This window comes from Leucobacter celer subsp. astrifaciens, from assembly GCF_001273835.1.
GTDB lineage: Bacteria > Actinomycetota > Actinomycetes > Actinomycetales > Microbacteriaceae > Leucobacter > Leucobacter celer.
In genome coordinates this window covers 133,682-153,393 of record NZ_JHEI01000137.1, presented here as the reverse complement: position 1 = coordinate 153,393, position 19,712 = coordinate 133,682, and the positions used below count along the sequence as shown (strand labels likewise).

At 69.3% G+C, this 19,712-nt stretch carries 20 protein-coding genes; 5 read left to right on the top strand and 15 right to left on the bottom strand.

Going from position 1 to position 19,712, the window contains the following annotated elements:
* The first annotated feature begins 166 nt into the window (after positions 1–166).
* Positions 167–469: a hypothetical protein gene (locus tag AMS65_RS11265; RefSeq protein WP_053384266.1), complete on the top strand. Its 303-nt coding sequence runs from the start codon at positions 167–169 to the stop codon at positions 467–469.
* A gap of 142 nt (positions 470–611) precedes the next feature.
* Complete coding sequence (locus AMS65_RS11260; protein ID WP_053384305.1) at positions 612–1,103, top strand: S-ribosylhomocysteine lyase; 492 nt, start codon at positions 612–614, stop codon at positions 1,101–1,103.
* Between the two features lie 159 nt (positions 1,104–1,262).
* Here the strand turns inward: AMS65_RS11260 and AMS65_RS11255 are convergent, their stop codons facing one another.
* From AMS65_RS11255 to AMS65_RS11240, 4 genes are all read right to left on the bottom strand, one after another.
* Complete coding sequence (locus tag AMS65_RS11255) at positions 1,263–2,018, bottom strand: nucleoside phosphorylase (RefSeq protein ID WP_083451647.1); 756 nt, start codon at positions 2,016–2,018, stop codon at positions 1,263–1,265.
* Positions 2,019–2,370: 352 nt separating this feature from the next.
* Positions 2,371–3,702 carry an amidohydrolase gene (locus AMS65_RS11250; RefSeq protein WP_053384265.1) on the bottom strand — a complete coding sequence of 444 codons (1,332 nt, stop codon included), beginning with the start codon at positions 3,700–3,702 and terminating at the stop codon, positions 2,371–2,373.
* A gap of 367 nt (positions 3,703–4,069) precedes the next feature.
* On the bottom strand, positions 4,070–4,906 hold the full coding sequence (locus tag AMS65_RS11245) for an SDR family NAD(P)-dependent oxidoreductase (protein ID WP_053384264.1): 837 nt from the start codon (positions 4,904–4,906) through the stop codon (positions 4,070–4,072).
* A gap of 179 nt (positions 4,907–5,085) precedes the next feature.
* Positions 5,086–5,871, bottom strand: coding sequence for an isoprenyl transferase (locus tag AMS65_RS11240; protein WP_053384303.1), 786 nt, complete (start codon positions 5,869–5,871; stop codon positions 5,086–5,088).
* Positions 5,872–5,997: 126 nt separating this feature from the next.
* On the opposite strand from AMS65_RS11240, the gene trhA reads away from it, so the two are divergent.
* The gene (gene trhA / locus AMS65_RS11235) at positions 5,998–6,813 is read left to right on the top strand and encodes a PAQR family membrane homeostasis protein TrhA (RefSeq protein WP_053384263.1); all 816 of its coding nucleotides are present in this window, start codon (positions 5,998–6,000) and stop codon (positions 6,811–6,813) included.
* A 30-nt stretch (positions 6,814–6,843) separates the two neighbouring features.
* On the opposite strand, the gene AMS65_RS11230 is transcribed toward trhA, so the two are convergent.
* The 4 genes from AMS65_RS11230 to mca all read right to left on the bottom strand — a co-directional run bounded on the left by AMS65_RS11230 (position 6,844) and on the right by mca (position 10,912).
* A complete protein-coding gene (locus AMS65_RS11230; protein ID WP_053384262.1) occupies positions 6,844–7,410 on the bottom strand; it encodes a dihydrofolate reductase family protein in 567 nt (188 codons plus the stop codon).
* Positions 7,411–7,573: 163 nt separating this feature from the next.
* Positions 7,574–9,751 carry a RecQ family ATP-dependent DNA helicase gene (locus tag AMS65_RS11225; protein ID WP_083451645.1) on the bottom strand — a complete coding sequence of 726 codons (2,178 nt, stop codon included), beginning with the start codon at positions 9,749–9,751 and terminating at the stop codon, positions 7,574–7,576.
* A 7-nt stretch (positions 9,752–9,758) separates the two neighbouring features.
* Positions 9,759–10,046 carry a hypothetical protein gene (locus AMS65_RS11220; protein WP_053384260.1) on the bottom strand — a complete coding sequence of 96 codons (288 nt, stop codon included), beginning with the start codon at positions 10,044–10,046 and terminating at the stop codon, positions 9,759–9,761.
* Entirely contained in the window at positions 10,043–10,912 is an 870-nt protein-coding gene (gene mca, locus AMS65_RS11215) for a mycothiol conjugate amidase Mca (RefSeq protein ID WP_083451644.1), read from the bottom strand. Before mca ends, AMS65_RS11220 begins: the two co-directional genes overlap by 4 nt.
* A gap of 85 nt (positions 10,913–10,997) precedes the next feature.
* Between mca and AMS65_RS11210 the strand changes: the two genes are divergently transcribed.
* Together AMS65_RS11210 and greA are read left to right on the top strand one after the other, a co-directional pair.
* Positions 10,998–11,501 (top strand): DUF4307 domain-containing protein, encoded by a 504-nt coding sequence (locus AMS65_RS11210; protein WP_241489418.1) that lies wholly within the window; start codon positions 10,998–11,000, stop codon positions 11,499–11,501.
* Between the two features lie 482 nt (positions 11,502–11,983).
* Positions 11,984–12,469, top strand: a complete 486-nt coding sequence (greA, locus tag AMS65_RS11205) for a transcription elongation factor GreA (RefSeq protein WP_053384259.1) — start codon at positions 11,984–11,986, stop codon at positions 12,467–12,469.
* Between the two features lie 281 nt (positions 12,470–12,750).
* Here the strand turns inward: greA and AMS65_RS11200 are convergent, their stop codons facing one another.
* From AMS65_RS11200 to AMS65_RS11170, 7 genes are all read right to left on the bottom strand, one after another.
* Positions 12,751–13,551, bottom strand: coding sequence for a TSUP family transporter (locus AMS65_RS11200; RefSeq protein WP_053384258.1), 801 nt, complete (start codon positions 13,549–13,551; stop codon positions 12,751–12,753).
* A gap of 76 nt (positions 13,552–13,627) precedes the next feature.
* On the bottom strand, positions 13,628–14,566 hold the full coding sequence (locus tag AMS65_RS11195; protein ID WP_053384257.1) for an amino acid ABC transporter permease: 939 nt from the start codon (positions 14,564–14,566) through the stop codon (positions 13,628–13,630).
* Positions 14,563–15,219 (bottom strand): amino acid ABC transporter permease, encoded by a 657-nt coding sequence (locus tag AMS65_RS11190; protein ID WP_053384256.1) that lies wholly within the window; start codon positions 15,217–15,219, stop codon positions 14,563–14,565. The genes AMS65_RS11195 and AMS65_RS11190 overlap by 4 nt, the downstream gene beginning before the upstream one ends.
* A 72-nt stretch (positions 15,220–15,291) precedes the next feature.
* The gene (locus tag AMS65_RS11185; protein ID WP_053384255.1) at positions 15,292–16,185 is read right to left on the bottom strand and encodes a glutamate ABC transporter substrate-binding protein; all 894 of its coding nucleotides are present in this window, start codon (positions 16,183–16,185) and stop codon (positions 15,292–15,294) included.
* Between the two features lie 70 nt (positions 16,186–16,255).
* Positions 16,256–17,002 carry an amino acid ABC transporter ATP-binding protein gene (locus AMS65_RS11180; RefSeq protein ID WP_157502234.1) on the bottom strand — a complete coding sequence of 249 codons (747 nt, stop codon included), beginning with the start codon at positions 17,000–17,002 and terminating at the stop codon, positions 16,256–16,258.
* 241 nt (positions 17,003–17,243) lie between these two features.
* Entirely contained in the window at positions 17,244–18,227 is a 984-nt protein-coding gene (locus AMS65_RS11175; protein ID WP_053384253.1) for a TAXI family TRAP transporter solute-binding subunit, read from the bottom strand.
* Positions 18,227–19,600 (bottom strand): sensor histidine kinase, encoded by a 1,374-nt coding sequence (locus AMS65_RS11170; RefSeq protein WP_053384252.1) that lies wholly within the window; start codon positions 19,598–19,600, stop codon positions 18,227–18,229. Before AMS65_RS11170 ends, AMS65_RS11175 begins: the two co-directional genes overlap by 1 nt.
* Between the last annotated feature and the right edge of the window lie 112 nt (positions 19,601–19,712).

Here is a 19,712-nt window from a genome sequence, read left to right as displayed (position 1 = left end):
TCTCCGCCCGATGGCTTCTGACAGATCCAGGGCGTTGGAGATCAACTCCGCGAAACCCCGCGAAGCTCAGCTGCACGGCGACAGCCCTTCCACAGGCGTTCCTTGGCGTACGCCGTGCGCATCGCAATTCGCGCACCACGGAGGTGCGCGCCAGAAAGGACCTCTCATGGAGAACAACATCACCCCGCTGCACGAGCAGCGCCGGGTGCGCCCACTGCGCACCCCCTACCACTCGCTCGGAGACGGACACGAGATGATCGTGCCCGACTGGGCGCAGCACCGCTCGGTGTACCGCACCTCGGGACGCACACTGTACCTCGTCGAGACCGAGAGCCTCGACGAGGCCCTCGGCGATCTCGAGCGACTCGGCCGTGCCGGCTGGGACGTACGAGTGGACGAGGATCCGGCAGCCCCCGGCTCCCGAGCCCGCATCGCGCTCTCGCGCCGCGACCTGGCGAAGGCGGCGTAGGGCGTCACCGCCCTCCCGCCTCCCCAGCGGCGCCGCCCGCGCTGCCGGCTTCCCGCGTTCAGCCCGCGCTACCCGTCGCGCCCTCTTCGTAACCGGGAGTCGCACTCGGAGCGCCCCGGTGTCCGCTCGCTACACTGACGGCATGAGCGATGTCGAACTTGCCGAGGTTGAGAGCTTCTCCCTGGACCACACCAAGGTGCTCGCGCCGTACGTGCGCCTGATCGGCGTGGAGCACGGCCCGAAGGGCGACGCCATCTCCAACTTCGATATCCGCCTGGTGCAGCCGAACGAGGGAGAGATCCCCACCGCCGGCCTGCACACCATCGAGCACACGCTCGCCGCACTGCTGCGCACCCGCTTCGACGGCCTCATCGACATCTCGCCCTTCGGCTGCCGCACCGGTTTCCACCTGATCGCGTGGGGCGAGCCCTCGGCCGAGACCGTCGCCGCCGCGATCAAGAGCTCGCTCGAGGATCTCGTCGAGCGCGTCGGCTGGGAGGACGTGCCCGGCACCGAGGCCGTGAGCTGCGGCAACTACCGCGACCACAGCCTGCACTCCGCGAAGGAGTGGGCCAAGCAGGTGCTGGATCAGGGCATCAGCCTCGACGCCTTCGACCGCTCGCGCCTCGCGTAGGCGCGGAGGCGCAGCGCGGGATACCGTCGCCCTCGCCCTCCCGAATCCGAAACACGGAGTCCCGGATGGCTGCTTCCATTCAAGTGAAGCAGCCATCCGGGACTCCGTGTTCGCGTTCAGCATCCGACACGTCTCCTGCGGAGTCGCCGGGCCGCGCGTCTACGACACCAGCACGTCGAGCGCCGCGGTGAGGGCGCCGTCGACGGCGCGGGTCACGATCTCGCGGTAGGGATCGTAGCCGTCCATCGACTCGTCCTTCGCGGCGAGCGGGTTGCCGTCGATCGCGAAGACCGCGCCGGTCTCGATGCCGTGCAGCGCGGCGATCACAAAGAGCGCGGCGGCCTCCATCTCGACCGCGACGGCGCCGGCCCGCTGCCACATGGGCAGATCGACGCCGGTGATCACGTCGCTGGGGTAGAACATGTCGCCGGTGACGACGATGCCGCTGTGCACGTCGAGACCGGTCTCGACGGCAGCGGCCTGCAGAGCGAGCGTCAGCGACGGCGTCGCGATCGCGGGGAACTGCGTCGGCACGAGCTGGTGGCTCACGCCGTCCTCGCGCACCGCCCCCGTGGCGACGACGATCGCGCCGTCGACCACGTTCGGCTGCATGCCCCCGGCTGTGCCCGACCGGATGATGCGGGTGACGCCGCCGCGGGCGAGCTCCTCGAAGCAGACCGCAGCGCCCGCAGCGCCGACGCCGTGCGAGGCGACGGTGACCGGCACACCGCGGTAGCTGCCCGCGTAGAGGTGGTACTCGCGGTTCGCGGCGAGCTGCCGGGCATCGTCCAGCAGTTCGGCGACTCGAGCGGCACGGCCGGGATCGCCGACCACGAGCGCGCGGTCGGCGAGATCGGAGACGCGTGCGCGCAGCAGCGGCAGTTCGGCATCGGCTGGGAGTCGGACGGGTGCCATGGTGAGGAGGCCTCTCTCGATCTGTCGTTCTGGGGGGGTCGCGAAGCCATCGTAGCCGCTGAGCGGGCAAACCTGCCTCGTCATTCTGCGCGGAGGCCTCGAAGCGAACGTAGTCGCGAGGCGAACGCAGTCGCGAAGCGACCACAGTCGCGAAGCGACCGCAGTCGCGAAGCGACCACAGTCGCGAGGCGAACGCAGTCGCAGAATCTACTCCGTCGGTTCTGGATCCTGCGACGGAGCCTGTGCTGCGCGAGCTTGCGAGTCGCAGTACGCAGGATGACGGAGCTTACGCGCGCAGGAGGACGGGGCTTGCACGCACGGGTACCGCGGCGCGCAGGGCGACGGATGCGGGTCAGCGCGCGGCGGCGCTCAGACGCGCGCGGGCCGAAGCCGCACGCGCGCGGATCGCGGCGGCGTCGAGCGTGAGGTGCTCGCCGTCGGCGTAGACGTGGCGGCCGCCGACGAACACGTGGCGCACGTCGGCCCCGCTGGCCGCGAAGCCGAGGTGGGAGGTGAGCACGGCGGGATTCGCAGCGAGGTCGAGGGGCGTGGCCGCGGATCCGCGCATGTCGAGCGCGATCACGTCGGCCAGGCGGCCCGCCTCGAGCGCGCCCGTCTCGGGGAAGCCGATCGCCTCCGCGCCCCGCCGCGTGGCGATGTCGAGCACGTCCGACGCGCGCACGATCGCGGCGTCCTGCCGCGCCCCGCGGTGCAGGATCGTGGCGGTCTTGATCTCCTCGAACAGGTCGAGCGTGTTGTTGCTCGCGACGGAGTCGGTGCCGAGCGAGACGCGCAACCCGGCCGCCTGCCAATCGGGCAGCGGCGCGATGCCGCAGCCGAGCTTGAGGTTGGAGACCGGGTTGTGACTCACCGCTGCTCCCACGCGCGCGAAGAGTTCGATCTCACCCTCGGTGAGGTGCACGCAGTGCGCCGCGAGCACCTCCGCGTCGAACAGCCCCAGGGACGCAAGGTGATCGCCGGGCGTGGCGCCGTAGCGCTCGAGGATCTGCTCGACCTCCGCCGCCGACTCGGAGATGTGCGTGTGGATCGGGATCCCCCGCTCGACGGCCCTCACCGCGATATCGCTCAGGAACTCGGGCGGGCAGGTATAGGGCGCGTGCGGACCGTAGGCGACCCGGATCTGCGGGTCGCCAGCGTACTGCTCGGCGAGCGCCTCGGTCTGCGCCGTGGCCTCCGCACCGTTCCAGGGCGAGACCCCCGGGAACCCGACGGCCTCCGGCGCGAACGAGGCGAGCGCGACCATCGCGCGCATGCCCGCCGCGCGCACGAGCTCGATGAGGGACTCGTCCCAGTGATACATGTCGGCGAAGGCGACCGTGCCCGTCTCGATCATCTCGACCATGGCGAGCTGCAGCCCCGTCTCCACGTCCTCGTGGGTGAGGTGCTGCTCGAGCGCCTGCACGGCGGCCAGCCAGGGCATGAAGCCCTCGTCGTCGGACACGCCGCGCAGCAACGTCATCGCGGAGTGGGTGTGCCCGTTGACGAGCCCCGGCATGAGCACGTGGCCGGAGAGGTCGTGCACGCGGTCGGCCCGATCCCCGCGATCGGGCCGCGCGGATCCCGCATAGGTGATGCGGCCCGTCTCGTCGAACGCGAGCTCCGCCCCGGCGATCGCGCCGTCGGGTGTCAGCATCGCGTCGGCCCGCAGAATGGTCTCGCTCATCGCGCCTCCCTCTCGTTCACGCCCACTGTATCGGCTGCCCCGGACATTCGAGGCGCTCTCGACGCGCGCATGCACGGACCCATCGGAGTCTCGGCGCTCACCGTTGTTTCGGACCGCACCGGCCGATCCCGTCCGAGAGAACGGTAAGAGCCGAAGCACGGGATCGAGACAGCGGGCGAGCGAGCGCGGTGCGGGCCGGCTGCGGTGGATCCTGCGACTTCGCGCAGGATGACGGGTGCTCGCACAGGACGACGATGTGCTCGCGCAGGACGACGGGTGCTCGCGCAGGACGACAGGTGCTCGCACAGGATGACAGGAACGCGCATGTCGGATGGGGCGCGTCCGTCGGAGGTCGGAGGTTTCCCGGCTACCAGCCGGGAGTGGCGAGCATGCCGCCGTCGACCGCGAGATCCTGCCCCGTGATGAACGAGGCCGCGGGTGAGGCGAGCAGCACGCACGCGTCGCCGATGTCCTCCGCGGTCGCGAGCCGGCCGAGCGGCGCGTGCGCGATCCAGCTCGCGACGCCCTCGGGCCAGGCCTCGGCGAGGCCCGGGCGATCCACGAGACCCGGTGACACGGTGTTGACGCGGATCCCCGCGGGCCCGAGCTCGAGCGCGGCCGCGCGGGCGTGCATCACGAGCCCGGCCTTCGCCACGGCGTAGTGCGCGTGCGCGGGCGCAGGGCGGCTGGCCTCGATCGAGGCGATGTGGGTGATCCAGCGGTTGCGTCGGGAGTCGGATCCGCCCGCCTCGACGGGCTCAGGAAGCGGACTGGGACCCGCCATCACCGCCGCAGCCTCCCGCGACAGCTCGAAGACGGCGCCGAGGTTGGTGCCCAGCACCTCGTCCCACTCCTCGCGCGAGGTCTCCGCGAGCGGCGCGAGCGGCTGGATCCCGGCGTTGTTCACGAGCCCGTCGAGGCCGCCGAGCGCGCGCGCCGCCTCCGCCACGAGCAGCGCCGCGGCTCCCTGAGCCGAGAGGTCGGCCCGCACCGCGACGGCCTCACCGCCGCGCTGCCGCAACTCCTCGACGAGCGCGAAGGCGGCGTCCGTAGAAGCGGCAGTCGTGCCTCGGTAGTGCACCGCCACACGTGCGCCCGCGGCGGCGAAGCGCCGCGCGATCCCGCCCCCGATGCCGCCCGATGCGCCCGTCACCAGCACGCGCTGGCCGCTCAGATCGGGCAGATCGGTGTTCCGCTGCGTCATCTCAGCCTCCTACCAGTCGGTTTCCGCGGCCCGGGAGGCCGAGCAGCCTGCCTTGCATCTGGGATATGCGGAAGATATGGTGCAATCGCCGCTCAGCGGCATATGTACGGCAGATCGCATACCTTCCGCAGTTGCGCGTGGCGCGAGCCGCCGGGCACCGTCGAGAGCATGGCACCGCCTCAGCCGCCCATCCGCCGCTGCCGCGAGGAGTAGTCGCGCAGCGCCCGCAAGAAGTCGACCTCGCGCAGATCGGGGTAGAGCGCCTCGACGAAGTAGAACTCGGAGTGCGCCGACTGCCAGATCATGAAGTCGGAGAGCCGCTGCTCCCCCGAGGTGCGGATGACGAGGTCGGGATCCGCCTGACCGCGGGTCCACAGATGCTCGCCGATCATCTCCGGAGTGAGCCGTTCGGCCAGCGTGTCGATCGACCCGCCCGCCGCCTGGTGCTCCTCGATGACACTGCACATCGCGGCGGTGATCTCGCTGCGACCGCCGTAGCCGACCGCGAGATTGATGTGCAGACCGTCGTGCTCGGCGGTGCCCGCCTCGGCTGCGGCGAGCGCCGCGGCGAGATCCTCGGAGAGCCCCTCGCACGCGCCGACGTGCTTCACGCGCCAGCGCGGGTTCTCGGCCAGCTGCGCGGCGAGCTCCCCGATGATCCCGAAGAGGTCCTCGAGCTCCTGCCGATCCCGGGCACCCAGATTGTCCGCCGAGAGCAGGTAGAGCGTCACGGTGTCGACGCCCGCCTCCTCGCACCAGCCAAGGAACTCCGGCACCTTCTTCGCGCCGGCGCGGTGCCCGAAGGCGGCACGCTCCTGCAGGCGCTGCTTGGCCCAGCGCCGGTTGCCGTCGACGATCACGGCGATGTGCTTCGGCACGCTCCCCGGTTCGATCTCCCGGCGCAGGCGCCGCTGGTAGAGCCGGTACAGCAGACCGGTTCGCGGCGTCGTGGCTGGGGCATTCACCCTCAGAGTGTACCGCCCGAGAACGGGAGGATGCCCCTGATCGGGCGGTGTCATCGGCAACATCACGGGCTGGGGATCTTCCACATATATGCCCCCGCAGATCTGTGCGGAACATACACTCGACACATGACCCCGCACGGCGCCTCCGAGCCCGAACACGTCGAACGGCCGTTCCCCGAGCCGGACAGTCTGTCACTGCCGCTGCTCGCCGACGCGCTCGATCACTCGCACGATCAGCCTCACCCGCCGGCGGACCCCTCCGACGCCGCTTCGGGCCCTCCTACCGCATCGGACGCCCCCGAGCCGAAGCCGCGCTGGCGCGGCTGGATCCACGCCGGCACCTTCCCCGTGGCGATCGCGGCCGGCATCGTGCTCATCTCTCTCGCGCACGGGCCCGTCGCCAAGTGGGCCTCGGCCGTCTTCATGCTCTCGAGCATGCTGCTCTTCGGCATCTCGGCGCTCTACCACCGCTTCAACTGGAAGCCGCGCACCAGGCAGCTCTTCCGCCGCCTGGACCACGCCAACATCTTCCTGCTCATCGCGGGCACCTACACCCCGATCGCGCTGCTCGCGCTGCCCCTCGACAAGGGTGTGCTGCTGCTGGTGCTGGTGTGGGCCGGCGCGCTGCTCGGGATCGGCTTCCGCGTGTTCTGGCTCGGCGCACCGCGCTGGCTCTACGTGCCCCTGTATCTGCTGCTGGGTTGGGCCGCCGTCATGTACCTCGTCGACATCTACAACGCCAACGCCGCGGCGATGGTGCTGGTGATCGCGGGCGGGCTGATGTACACCTTCGGATCGGTGGTCTACGCGCTCAAGCGACCGAACCCGGTACCCGGCGTCTTCGGTTTCCACGAGATCTTCCACGCGCTGACGGTGCTCGCGTTCCTGTGCCACTGGACAGCGGCGCTGCTCGTGGCGCTGGATCCGGTGTATCTGCGGTAGCAGGTCGCGGGCCGGATCCCCCGGCCTCCCTCATCGCTGCGGCACGTAGTGCAGGTACGCGGTGCCGTTCTCGAAGATCCGATGCTCGATGAGGCTCAGTTCGAGGCGCGCATCGCCGGGCAGGGCGCGCAACCCGCCGCCCACGATCTTCGGGACGACGAAGAACCGGAAGTCGCGCACCATGCCGGCGCGGATCGCCTCGCTCGCGGTCGTCGGCCCGAATATCTCCACCTCACCCGGAGTATCCTCGACGATCCGCGCGAGGTCGTCCAGGCCGAGGTCGCGCACCAGCCGCACCCCCTCGGCGGGGAGGTCGCCGGGATCCAGCGTCGAAGAGGCGACGACGAGATCCAACTCCCGCCAGCGGCGGGCGAACTCGTGCTCGGCCGCACTCCAGGGCTCGTCCTCCGGCTCGGCGTCCCAGTACCGCATCAGCCGGTAGGTGTTGCGCCCCAGCACCTCGGTCGACACCGCCGCCATGCGATCGATGTGGAACTGGAACACCTCCCCGCTCGGCGCCGACCACTGGAAGTCTCCGTCCGCATCGGCGGCGTAGCCGTCGATCGAGACGGTCGCGGTGTAGCTCAGAGTGCCCATACGGCATTGTCCTCCCGCGAGGGCGGGGCCGCAATGGGTCGCGATCCGGGATCGGAAGGTGCCGTGAGCCCCGGATCGCGCCCTGCTCCGGGAGGCGGGACCGGCCCCGGGGCGACAGCCGGCGCGCCGGGCCGGGCCGGGCACGGCGATCAGGACCGGCGGATCAGGCCCCGGCGAGCGCCTCGAGCACGGCGGCTCCGTAGCGCTCGAGCTTGACCTGGCCGATGCCGGATATCGCGAGCATCTCGTCGTCGCACGAGGGCCGGTGCACCGCGAGCGCTGCGAGCGTCGCATCGCCGAACACCACGTAGCCGGGCACGCCCTGCTTGCGTGCCTCGCCGGCCCGCCACTCGCGCAGCCGCTCGAAGATCTCGGCCTGATCCGGCGACAGATCGGCCGCGGCGGCCGAGCGCTTCGCGGCGCCGGATCCCGCACCGCCCGATCGCCCGCCGCGACCGGCGGCCCGAGCCACGACCTCCTCGCGCATCCGCACCTGCTCCTCGCCGCGCAGCACCGGCTTCGCGGCCTCGGTGGGCGCGAGCACACCCCACTCGCCGCGCGCCTCGACCAGCCCCACCGCGAGCAGATGCCGCACGAGCCCCCGCCACTGCGCGACCGACCACTCCTTGCCGATCCCCCACGTCGAGAGCTCGTCGAGCCGCATCTGGGTGACACGATCCGACCCCACGCCGCGCAGCACGTCGATGTGCTGCCCGGCCGCGTAGGTGCGACCGCGCTCCTTCTGGGTGCGGATGATCGTGGAGAGCAGCATCTGCGCCGGGGTGGTCGCGTCCCACAGCTTCGGCGGATCGAGGCAGACGTCGCAGTTGCCGCAGGCGTAGGCCGGCGCGGAGTGGGATCCTGCGACTCCGCTCGCAGGCTCGCTGCGCGCAGGATGACGGGAGGAGTCAAGCTCACCCCGCTCGATCGGCGAAGAAGGATCAGCGGGATCCTGCCCGAAGTAGCGCAGCAGGAACGCGCGTCGGCACTCCACGCCCTCGCAGAGCGCCAGCATCTGGTTGAGGTGGCGGGTCTGGTTGGCCCGGGTGGCGGCGTCGCCATCGCCGCTCTCGATCATCTGGCGCTGCTGCACCACGTCCTGCAGCCCGTACGCCAGCCAGGCCTCGGAGGGCAGGCCGTCGCGGCCCGCGCGGCCCGTCTCCTGGTAGTAGCCCTCGATCGACTTGGGCAGGTCGATGTGGGCGACGAAGCGCACGTCGGGTTTGTCGATGCCCATGCCGAATGCGATGGTCGCGACGACCACCACGCCGTCTTCGCGCAGGAAGCGGGTCTGCGCCTCGAGTCGCTCGGATGCCGGCAGGCCCGCGTGGTAGGCCACCGCGTCGATCCCGGCGTCCCGCAGCGCGGCGGCGGTCTGTTCGACCCGCTTGCGGCTCAACGCGTAGACGATGCCCGCCTCGCCCGCGTGCTCGCCTCGGATGAACGAGATGAGCTGCGAGCGCACGTTCTGCTTCGAGATGATGCGGTAGCGGATGTTGGGCCGGTCGAAGCTCGAGACGAAGTGCGCGGCGTTCTCGAGGTGCAGCCGCTCGGTGATCTCGCGGTGCGTCTCGGGGGTCGCGGTGGCGGTGAGGGCGATCCGGGGTACGTCGGGCCAGCGTTCGGCGAGCGCACCGAGACGCAGATAGTCGGGGCGGAAGTCGTGCCCCCACTGCGATACGCAGTGCGCCTCGTCGATCGCGAACAGCGCGATGCGGCCCTGGCTCAGCAGCTCGACCGTGCCGGGGGCGGAGAGCCGCTCGGGCGCCAGGTAGAGCACCTCGAGCTCACCCGCGCGGTAGGCGCGTTCGACGTCGAGCCGCTCCTCGTACGACATCGCGGAGTTGAGGGCGGCGGCGCGCACTCCGGCCAGGCGCAGCGCGGCGACCTGATCGTGCATCAGCGCGACGAGCGGCGACAGCACCACTCCGGTGCCCTCGCGCACGAGCGACGGGATCTGGTAGCAGATCGACTTGCCGCCGCCCGTCGGCATCAGCACGACCGCGTCGCCCCCGCCGACCACCTGGTCGATGATGGCCCGCTGCTCGTCCCGGAAGGAGTCGTAGCCGAAGACCTCCGAGAGCACGACGAGCGGGTCGGTGCCACGAGACGCCGCCGCGGCAGCCCGAGCGGGCTCTCCCGCTGCAGGCGCGTGGACCGCACCGGCAACTGCATCAGCAGGTCCGCCGGCGGGCGCGCGCCCCGCCGGCTGGGGCCGAGGTGCCGCCGAACGCTGTTCCGACCACCCCTCCGGTCGCGGGGCGCCCCAGGACTCGCCCGGCCACCGTTCCTCATCCGCGGAGCCGAAGCCCGGATCCTCGAAGCTGTCGCGGTCGCTCACGGTCGCGTCAGACCCGCCGGTCGGGATCGGTCGAGCCGTCAGGACCGGTCGAAGCCGCAGGAACGGCCGGGCTGTCGGGATCCTCGGCCTGGTCGGCGAGCTCCTCTGCGATCTGCTCGCGCACCTCTGCCCGGTAGGCGTTGCGGCGCAGACGCTTCACGAGCAGGAACCCGAGCGCGATGATGCCGACGGCCAGCAGACCCGTGAACACGAAGCCCTCCCAGCCGGGCGTCACCTTGTCGGGATCGAACTCGGTCTCTTCCGCGATCCGCACCGCGATGTTCAGCACGTTCATGCGCGCTCCTCCTCGATTCCCTGAAACAGATCCGCTTCGAACTCGCTCGTCGCCACCCGCGACGCCGCGAGCCGGTAGTCCTCGAACGGCCAGGCCTCGCGCTGCAGCTCGTTCGGCCAGAAGAAGAACGGGCTGTCGGGCGGCACCTGGCTCGCGTGCGCGCGCAGCGCTTCGTCGCGGCGCTCGAAGAAGCGGCCCACCTCGATCTTCGCGGTGCCGCGGTACTCCCGGCGGCTCATCCACTCGCGCATCTCGGCGAACTGCACGATGAGCGGGGAGGTCGGCTCGTTGTCGAGCAGCCACTGATAGACCGTCGTGACGCGCTCGGCGTTGAAGATCTCCTCGTAGTAGAGCTTCTTGATGGACCAGGGGTCACCGGCCTCGGGATAGGCGCCCGGATCCCCCGCGCGCTCCCAGGCGATGCGGCTGATCTCGTGGCACCGGATGTGATCGGGGTGCGGGTAGCCGCCCTGCTCGTTGTAGGTGATCATGACGTGCGGGCGGAACTCGCGCACGACGCGCACGAGCGCCTCGGCCGAGACCTCGGCGGGGATGTCGGCGAAGGATCCCGGCGGCACAGGGTCGCCCTCGTCGGGCAGGCCGGAGTCCTGATAGCCGAGCCAACGATGTTCGAAGCCGATGATGTCCTGGGCGCGCGTCATCTCGTCGCGCCGCAGGCCGGCGAGATCCCGGTGGCTCTTCGGATCGCGGGCGACGAGCTCGTTGAGCACGTCTCCGCGCTCGCCGCCCGTGCAGCTCACGATCAAGACCTCGACGCCCTCTTCGAGATAGTGCGCGTAGGTGGCGGCGCCCTTACTGGACTCATCGTCGGGGTGCGCGTGCACCGCGATCAACCTGAGCGTCATGCGAGTCCTCTCACGTGCCTCTCGGGAGCCTCCCGGTAGTCTGGCAACGATCACCCAGTTTACCCAGCCCGGATCGGAGGCTCCCGTGTCGCAGACGGCTGCAGATGCAGGAGCGACCAGCGGCTCGGCGGATGACCGGGTGACGGCCGCGGCGGAGCAGTCGGGAAGCGGCTCGGGAACCGGCTCCGGGCACCCCGGCGAGCAGTCCCTCGAAGACCGCTACGGCTCCGGCCGCAGGCGGCGCCTCGATCGGCGATTCGCCTGGGCGGCGGCCGCGCTGCTGGTGGCGGGCGGCGTGTGCTTCCTGCTGTTCAGCGGCTGGCAGAACACCAACCGCGTGTCGTGGCAGGACATCGGCTACACGGAGCAGGACGAACTGAACCTCGACGTGAAGTTCGAGGTGAGCGCCCCGCCGAACACTCCTGTCGCGTGCGCCGTCGAGGCGCTCAACAAGGTGAAGGCCACGGTCGGGTGGAAGATCGTGGAGTTGCCGGTGACCGAGGAGCGCACCCACACCGTCACCACACGACTGGTCGTGACGAACCCCGCCACCGCCGCGACCGCGCGCGAGTGCTGGGTCGTGGAGTAGGCCGCGGGATCCTCGCCGCTCTCCGGGCCCGTCACTCTGGATCGGTCGCGCTGGGCGCATCCTGCTGCACCCATCCTTCTGGGCCCCTCCCCTTGAACCCACCACCCTGGGCGCATCCCTCTGAACCCACCCTCGTGGCCCCCTCCCCCTGCTCCCGGAGTCTCAAATGGCTGGTTCAGTGGTCGTCGAAGCAACCATTTGAGACTCCGCGTTTCACGACGCGACGCAGTACTGCGCCACCCGAGGCACCGGCGCATCAGCCCCGCGTCATCACCGCCATCCGGGTGCGTCCGAACAGACACGCGGAATGCTCTCGGCCGGTGTTCCGGAATCGCGGTGCTATCCTGGAGGCCGCGCCCTGACCTGGTCGGGGCGTTCCGTTTACCCCGCGCCACGGTGGGTGCGGGCGCGGTCCACCCGCACGGCCCGCGATCCGCACGAGCACCGAAGCACACCGCGCACACACGAAACGAGGATCGACCATGGCCGAGCCCACGCAGACCTGGCTGACGCAGGAAGCTTACGACCGTCTCAAGGGCGAGCTGGACGCGCTCTCCGGGCCGGGGCGCAAGGAGATCGCCGCGCGTATCGAGGCGGCACGCGAAGAGGGCGACCTCAAGGAGAACGGCGGCTACCACGCGGCGAAAGACGAGCAGGGCAAGATGGAGGCCCGGATCCGCGACCTCGAAGAGCTGCTGAAGCACTCCGTCGTGGGCGAGGCTCCGCAGGCGAGCGGCGTCGTCGAGGTCGGCACCATCGTCACCGCCGAGGTCTTCGGCGACGAAGAGCGCTTCCTGCTGGGCAGCCGCGAGCTGGCCGACGGCAGCGACCTCGACGTCTACAGTTCGGAGAGCCCGCTGGGTGTGGCGATCCTGGGTCTGGGCGTGGGCGATGAGACCAGCTACGCCGCCCCCAACGGCAACCAGATCTCGGTGAAGATCCTCGCGGTCGACACCTACGCCGGCTGAGCTCCAGAGCCGCAGGGCCCGCCGCCCGGTGGGTCTCATCGCTCATCCGATTCCTCGGCTCTCACCGTTGTTTCGGACGGATCGGCGTCTAGCTGTCCGAAACAACGGTGAGAGCCGCAGAGTCGCGACAGCGCGAATGGCTGGCGGCAACTACGGCTCCGCGCCGCGTCACTCGTGAAACCGCCTCCACCCACGGAGAGCCGCCTCCACCCACGGAGAGCCGCCCCCACCCAAGGGGAGCCCCCCACGGAGCGCCATCCGCGGACATCAGGCCGAGGGCGTCAGCCCGGAGCCTCGCTCCAGATGTCGAAGCCCAACTTGACGATCAGCACGCCCACCACGACGAGGAACAGCGCCCTGACGAACCGGGATCCCCTCGCGATGGCCATGCGCGAGCCGATCAGGCTGCCGAGGACGTTGGCCGCTCCCATCACGAGCCCGAGGGGCCAGAGCACCGCTCCGAGCGGCACGAAGAACAGCAGCGCTCCCACGTTCGTGGCGAAGTTGACGATCTTCGCCTTCGCGCTGGCGCGCAGGAAGTCGTAGCCCAGCAGCCCGACGAGCGCGATCACGAGGAAGGTTCCCGTGCCGGGGCCCAGGATCCCGTCATAGAACCCGATCACCGCGCCGGTCGCGCCGGCGACCACGACGTGACGCGCACCCTTGTATTTGAGACGCGTCACCGCACCCAGTGACGGTTTGGCGAGCGTGATGATCGCCACCGCCAGCAGAGCGATCACGATGATCGGCTTGAACACCGCGGCCGGCAGGAACGCCGCGATCGACGCGCCGCCGAAGGCGCCGAGCATCGCGATCCCGGCCATCGGCAGCGTCGTACGCAGGCTCGGGCGCACCCGCCGGTAGAACGTCGCACTGCTCGTAGCCGTGCCGAACACCGAGGCGAGCTTGTTCGTGGCGAGGGCCTGCACCGGTGTCATCCCGGGTACCAGCAGCAGCGCGGGCAACTGCAGCAGACCGCCGCCACCGACCACCGCGTCGATCCACCCGGCGGCGAACGCCGCCAGGAAGAGCAGCGCCAGCACCCACCAGTCCGTGTCCTGCGGCAGAAACTCGATCGGCATGGCCTCTCCCCCCGATACAGATACCCCCTCACCGACGCGGGGTCGATGAGGGGGTGCGATACAGCAGATCGTACATCTATCTCTCGACCCGCGGGCCGTCCCCCTGAGTCGCGATCACCTCGGTCACGGTGCCCTGCTGATGCAGACGGGGATCACCCGGCTGCACCGGAACCGTGGCGGTCGCGGTGCCCGCATTGCCACCCTTGGCCTTCGGGCTCTTCCCCATGCGCACCTCGAGCTGTTTCGCGATTGCGGAGAGGATGAGGCACATGATGATGTAGATGCCGCCGATGACGAAGGCCGACTGCAGCAGCGGCCTGCCGAACTGCACGTTGCTGCTGAGCTGCTTCGCGAGGTACAGGAGTTCGGGGTAGGTGATGATGAAGCCGAGCGCTGTATCCTTCATCGTCACCACGAGCTGGGCGACGATCACGGGGAGCATGGCGCGCACCGCCTGCGGCAGCAGGATGAGCCGCATCACGCCGCTCTTGCGCAGGCCGATCGCGTAGCCGGCCTCCTTCTGGCCCCGTGGCAGTGACTCGATACCGGCTCGGAGCGCTTCGGCGAGCACCGAGCCGTTGTAGACCACGAGCGCGATCACGACGGCCCAGTAGGGATCCATGCGCACCCCGACCGAGGGAAGCCCGTAGTAGAGCAGCATCATCATGACGAGCACGGGAACGGCCCGGAACACCTCGGTGACCCCCATGAACGGGATGCGCACCGCCTTATGGTCGGAGAGGCGCCCGATGGCGAGCACGAACCCGAGCACGACGCTCAGCACGCCGGCGACGGCGAATGCAGCGAGCGTCTTGCCCAGCGCCTGGAAGATCTGCTCCCAGATGGTGGAGTAGGTGAACAGGCCCCACTTCTGAGCGGAGAACTGTCCCGACAGCGCGAAGCGGTACAGGAGGAAGCCCACGACGGCGGCCACGAGCAGCACCGTGAGCACGGCGATCACGCGGTTGCGCAGGATCGCCTTCGGGCCTGGGACGTCGTACAGCACGGAAGTCATCGGACGATCCTCCACTTCTTCTCAAGACGGTTCTGCGCGAAACTCAGCACCATCACCATCGCGACGAACACCAGCGCCACCCACAGCAGCACCTCCATCGGGCTGCCGGGTCGCCCGGCCGCGTCGTTGATCGTCGCACGCAGCGCAGCCAGCTCGGCCACTGAGAAGCCTGCCGCGACGGTGGTGTTCTTCAGGAGCGCGATGAACACGCTCATCATGGGCGGCACGACCGAGCGGAAGGCCTGGGGCATCACCACGAAGCCCATGACCTGACCGAACGGCAAGCCGATCGCTCGGGCGGCCTCGGCTTGCCCGACCGGCACGGTGTTGATGCCGGCTCGCAGCACCTCCGCGACATAGGTCGCGGTGTAGATGCCGATCGCGAGGATCCCCAGCACCAGCGTGCTCATCTTCGGCAGACCGAGCGCCGGGTACCCGAGCACGAAGAAGAAGAAAACCAGCGTCAGCGGCGTATTGCGGATGATGTTCACGTAGACGGTGCCCACACCTCGCGCGATCGGAACGGGCGAGACTCGCATCGCCCCGACGATGACGCCCAGCACCAGCGCCAGCACACCACCCCCGAAGAACACCAGCAGGGTGTTCTTGATCGCGGTTCCCCAGAGATCGAGGTTCCCGAAGATGACGTCCATACGTCTTCCTCTCCTGTGTGAGACCCCCCGAGCGGGCCGCGTCGGCGGCCGCGCTCCGGGGGTCGTCAGCGATTAATATGCATCCACCGCGGGCTGCTCGATCGTGATGCCCGAGTCGCCGAGGTTCCGGTCGAAGATGCTCTGCCACTCGTCACCGCCGTCGGTGAACAAAGTGTTGATGTGGGCGCGCAGCACATCGTCGCCCTTGGGCAGGCCGACGCCGTAGAGCTCCTCGGTGAGCAGCGGGCCGGTGGTGACCATGAGGTTGTCCGGATCCTGAGCCGCGTAGCCGATGAGGATCGCCTGGTCGGTGGTCACGGCGTCCACCTGGCCGTTGACGAGGCTCTCGACGCACGCCGAGTAGAGGTCGAACTCCTGGGTGTTGATGCCGGGGAAGTTCTCCTTGATGTTCTGGATCGGGGTGGAGCCGGTCGCCGAGCAGACCGTCTTGCCCTCGAGCTCCTCGAGCGACTGGAAGTCGGTGCCGCCCTGCTGCACCAGCAGGCCCTGGCCGGTGATGAAGTACGGACCGGCGAAGTCGATGTCGGCCTTGCGCTTGTCATTGATCGAGTAGGTGCCGACATAGTAGTCGATGTCACCGTTCTTGATCGCCTGCTCGCGGTTGGCCGATGCGATCGCCTTGTACTCGATGTTCTCCTCTTCGAAGCCGAGCGAGCCCGCGATCCAGCGCGCGATGTCGACGTCGAAGCCGCTGCGCTCGTTGGTCACGTTGTCGAGGTAGCCGAGACCGGGCTGGTCTTCTTTGACGCCGACGACCACCTTGCCGCGATCCTGCATCTCGTCGAAGGTGGGGCTGCCGTCGAGCGCCACACCCTCGGCGACATCGGCGACCACCGGTTCGCCGCCACTCGCGTCGCCTGCGGGGCTGCCGCTGTTGCAGCCGGTGAGCGTCAGCGCCGCTGCGGCGAGGAAGCCGAGTGCGGCGATGGACTTCTTGAAACGCATGGAGTGTTCCTTTCGATCTTTCGGATACTCAGATCGCCCGAAGCACGATCCGAGTGGGTCTGCAAACGGATCAGTGCGTGATGAGCTTGGAGAGGAAGTCTTTGGCTCGCCCGCTCTTCGGGTTGGTGAAGAACTCCTCGGGTGTGGCCTGCTCGACGACCTGGCCGTCGGCCATGAACACGACACGGTCCGCGGCCTTGCGCGCGAAGCCCATCTCGTGGGTGACGACGACCATCGTCATGCCTTCCTTGGCGAGCCCGATCATCACGTCGAGGACCTCGTTGATCATCTCGGGATCCAGGGCGCTGGTGGGCTCGTCGAAGAGCATCACCTTGGGGTGCATGGCCAGCGATCGGGCGATCGCCACACGCTGCTGCTGTCCGCCCGAGAGCTGCGCGGGGAGCTTCGACGCCTGCTTCTCGACGCCCACCCGGGTGAGCAGCTGCATCGCCTCTCGCTCGGCATCGGCTTTGCTGAGACCGCGCACCTTGATCGGCCCGAGTGTGACGTTCTCGAGGATCGTCAGGTGGGCGAAGAGGTTGAACGACTGGAACACCATGCCGACCTCGGCTCGCAGCTTCGCGAGCTCCTTGCCCTCGGCGGGCAGCTCCTTGCCGTCGACTCGGATCGAACCGCTGGTGATGGTCTCCAAGCGGTTGATCGAGCGGCACAGCGTCGACTTGCCCGATCCCGAGGGGCCGATGATGACCACCACTTCGCCCTTGTCGATCGTCAGATCGATGTCAGTCAGGGCTTGGAACTCCCCGTAGTGCTTCTGCACGTTCTCCACGACGACAAGCGGTTCGCTCGCACTCATCATGTCTCCATCTCTGGGTCGTGACCTGCGGAGTCGAACGCGCCGCAGGTGCTTAGCCTGGCTGCAACGGTTCACGGGTTCTCGCTGCCCCATCAGAGGTGTCGTTCACCGTCGAACCGATCAGGCCCCAATGCTAGGGAGCGGCTCACCGCACTGTCGTGCCTCTTGAGCGTTTCTTGAGCCTTCTTGCGGAACCGCGCGCAGCCAGTGGATCAGCGGGCGGCGGTGCAGCAGCGACGGCTCAGTGGCGCGCCTCGAGGTAGTACTTCACCGCTCCGGCGTGCAGATCCATCGGCGCGGTGAATATCGCCTGGCGCCGGTCGAGGAACTCCGCCGCGGCCACCGTGCGCGCGATCGTCGAGCGATGCTCGAAGAGCACACGTGTCATGTCGTAGACCAGGTCTTCGGGTGCGCTTTCAGCCGTGACCAGGTAGTTCGGCACGGTCATGGTGGCCGTCGGCGCCTCGACCCCGTAGGCGCCGACCGGGAAATCCGCGATGCGGTACACGCCGGCGTGCCCGGAGTTGACCCGCTCGACCGTGTCCGCTTCGATGGGGAGCAGCCGGATCGGCATCGTCTGCCCCAGCTGCGCGATGCCGGGGGTCGGAAGCCCGCCGACCCAGAAGAAGCCGTCGATCCTCCCCTGCTGCATCGCCTCGATCGACGCGTCGAGCCCCAATTCGGGGTTGTCGATCTGCTCGAGCGGCACGTCGGAGGAGCCGAGCACGCGCGCCGCAATGACCTGCACTCCAGAGTTCGGCGCGCCCAGCGAGACCCGGCGGCCGGCCAGATCCGCGATCCGCTCGATATCGGAACCGGCGGGCACGACGACCTGCACGTACTCGTCGTACACGCGTGCGATCGCCTGCACCGGCAGCGGACCGGTGAAATCCCCGGTGCCCGCGATCGCGTCGGCTGCGGTGTCCCCCTGCGCGAATCCCACGAGTGCCTGGCCTTCGGCCACCCGGAACAGGTTGTCCACCGAACCGTGCGTCTCGGTCACGGAGATGTCGAGCCCGAGCTCGGCACGCAACACCTCGGCCAGCTGCTCGCCGTAGCCGTAGTAGACGCCGGCGGGGCCGCCGCCCGCGATCTGCTGAGCCGGCCCGTTCGTGTACGACGGGCCGACGCAGCCACTGAAACCGAGCGTTCCCGCCAGCACCAGAACCGCCGCCAGGGCGGTTCGCGCGCCTGCACGCGCGACGACGCGCGTCCTCCCCCGCATCACTGCGGCCCTCCCGGCAGGTGCAGTGCGACCCGCAGACCGCCGTCTTCGGGAACCGAGACTCGCACCGAACCGCGCAGTGAGTCGAGCAGGTCGCTCGCGATGGCCAGGCCCAGCCCCGAGCCGGGAACGTTCTGATCGCGGGGGCTCCGCCAGAAGCGGCTCGTCACCCGCTCGAGTTCATCGGGCGCGAGCCCAGGGCCGTGATCGCGCACCGCGATCACGCACCCGTCATCGTCGCGCTGCACTGTCACATCGATCACCGTGTCGGCAGGCGCGAACTTTACTGCGTTGTCGATCACCGCGTCGAGGGCACTCTCCACCGATGTGCGGTCGGTGATGCTCAGCACGGTACCGCCGCGGTGCACCGCGATCCTCACCCGCTCCTCAGCCGCCACCTCGCCCCAGGCGTCGGCCCGGTCGGCCACGAGCCCGCCCAAGTCGACGACGGCGAACGCCGAGTCCTGCCGACCGGCTCTCGCCATGTTCAGCAGCGTGTCGAGAATGCGCGACATCCGGCGCCCCTCTTCACGGGTCTCCTCGACCTCGGCATCCCACTTCTCGTCGAGCCCGGTCGAGAGATACTCCACGCGCATCAGCAGCGCCCCGAGCGGGTTGCGCAGCTCATGCGAGGCGTTCATCGCGAACTCCTGCTGCCGCGAGATCACCCGTTCGATCTCGTCCGCCATCTGGTTGAAGATCCGGATCATCCGCCGCATCTCGGGCGGACCCGTATCATCGGCGATGCGCGCATCCATCTCACCGTGCTCGATCGCGGCCATCGCCCGGTCCACGCGCAGCATCGGCTTGAGCACCCAGTTGGCGAGCCTGACCACGGCGAGGACCAGCAGCGCGAGGATGAGCACGCAGGCCGCGACCAGCACCGCCCAGTGCGCGAGGATCTCGCCGCGCTGCGCGTCCGCGCTGGCTGAGATCGTGATCGCGCCGATCACATTGCCGTCGTCGAACACCGGCTCGACGGTCACGGTCTCGCCGAACGACCAGGGCAGCACCGCCGGAGAGGGATCGCTGCGTCGGCCGGAGAGGGCGAGGCCGATCCGCGCCGCCAACCCCTCGTCCACCTCCGCGGGCTGCAGTCCGCCCGATGCCCAGAGCACCCCCGACCGGTCGAACACGGCGATGCGGGTCTCGTAGAGCTCGCTGTGGCGGCGCATCTCGGCCTCGACTACGGCCGGGTTGCCGGCGCGAAGCGCCTGCCGGGCCCCGGTCAGGAAGTATCCGAGATCTCCCAGCTGCTGATTCGACACCTCGTGCTGGGTGCTGCGCGCGACACTCCAGGCGTAGGCCCCTCCGAGGGCCATGAGGATCACCGTCATCGGCACGAGGAAGAAGATGATGAGCCGGGTGCGCACCGCTCAGGATCCCGTCAGTCGGTAGCCGACACCCACGCCCGTCGAACGAACGGCGACTTCTCGCCGTTCGTAGGGCGTGCCCCGATCGTCTCGATCGAGGACTGCAACGTAC